We start from the raw sequence: 1,199 nt of genomic DNA on the forward strand, positions 1-1,199 counted from the left end.
CCGCCCGCCCATCTGGCTGCTCGGCTCCTCCGGTTTCAGCGCCCGTCTGGCCGGCGTCCTGGGCCTCCCCTTCGCCTTCGCGCACCACTTCTCCGCGCAGAACACCGTCCCGGCCCTGGACCTCTACCGCGAGTCCTTCCAGCCCTCGGACGTCCTCGACGCCCCGTACGCCCTCATCGGTGTCTCCGCCCTCGCCACCGACGACGAGAACGAGGCCCGCCGCCAGATCCTGGCGACGGGCCTCAGCATGGCCCGCCTGCGTTCCGGCCGCCCTGGTCTGTTCCCGGCCCCGGAGGAGGCGGAGGCCTACGAATTCAGCGCGATGGAACGGGAGTTCATCGGCTCCTGGATGGCGAACATCGTCCACGGCACGGCGGACGAGGTCCGCACCGGCCTGGACGACCTCCAAAAGCGCACGGGAGCCGACGAGTTGATGCTCGTCTCCCACGCCCACCGGGGCGAACTGCGCCTGCGCTCGTACGAACTCATCGCGGACGCCTACGGACTGCCCACCGAAGTGAACTGACGGAACGACGGGTCACCCCTGCCGACAGGAACGACAGATCACCCCTGCCGAAAGGTCACCCCTGCCGGCAGGGACGGCAGATCAACCCCGCCGACAGGGACGACACATCACCCCTGCCGACAGGAACTCCCCTCCATCAGCGCCGAGATCCGATCCGCCCCCACCGGCCGCGAATACAGCCACCCCTGCCCCGTGTCGCACCCGATACGGCGCAGGCGGCCGGCCTGGGCCGCCGTTTCCACGCACTCGGCGGTGACCGTCAGCCCCAGCCGGTGCGCGAGTTGGATCATCGCCTCGACGACGATCTCGTCGGCCGGGTTCGGGGCGACGCCCTCACCCTCGTACTGGAACCCCCGGACGAAGGAACCGTCCAGTTTCAGTACTGACACCGGCAGCCGGCTGAGGTAGGCCAGGTTCGAGTACCCCGTGCCGAAGTCGTCGATCGCGATGCCCACACCCATGTCGCTGAGTGCCTGGAGTGCCTGGAGGGGCCTGCCGGCGGAGCTGTTGCAGTTGGAGCTGACGGAGTCGGCGGTCATGGGCTCCGCCGGCCGGCCCCTCCAGGCACTCCAGGCACTCAGCGACATGGGTGTGGGCATCGCGATCGACGACTTCGGCACGGGGTACTCGAACCTGGCCTACCTCAGCCGGCTGCCGGTGTCAGTACTGAAAC

Annotated in this window: 2 protein-coding genes and 1 pseudogene; 2 read left to right on the forward strand and 1 reads right to left on the reverse strand. The window is 69.1% G+C overall.

Going from position 1 to position 1,199, the window contains the following annotated elements; translation table 11 throughout:
• Positions 1–526 (forward strand): MsnO8 family LLM class oxidoreductase (locus AOK08_RS41865; protein WP_157877044.1); only part of this gene is annotated, 526 nt, incomplete at its 5' end.
• A gap of 107 nt (positions 527–633) precedes the next feature.
• On the opposite strand, the pseudogene AOK08_RS41870 reads toward AOK08_RS41865, so the two are convergent.
• Positions 634–1,029, reverse strand: a pseudogene (locus AOK08_RS41870) (EAL domain-containing protein); the annotation flags it as partial.
• Between the two features lie 34 nt (positions 1,030–1,063).
• On the opposite strand from AOK08_RS41870, the gene AOK08_RS44320 reads away from it, so the two are divergent.
• On the forward strand, positions 1,064–1,199 hold a 136-nt coding region (locus tag AOK08_RS44320), incomplete at its 3' end, for an EAL domain-containing protein (protein ID WP_422125827.1).

This window comes from Streptomyces graminilatus (assembly GCF_001418565.1).
Classification (GTDB): domain Bacteria; phylum Actinomycetota; class Actinomycetes; order Streptomycetales; family Streptomycetaceae; genus Streptomyces; species Streptomyces graminilatus.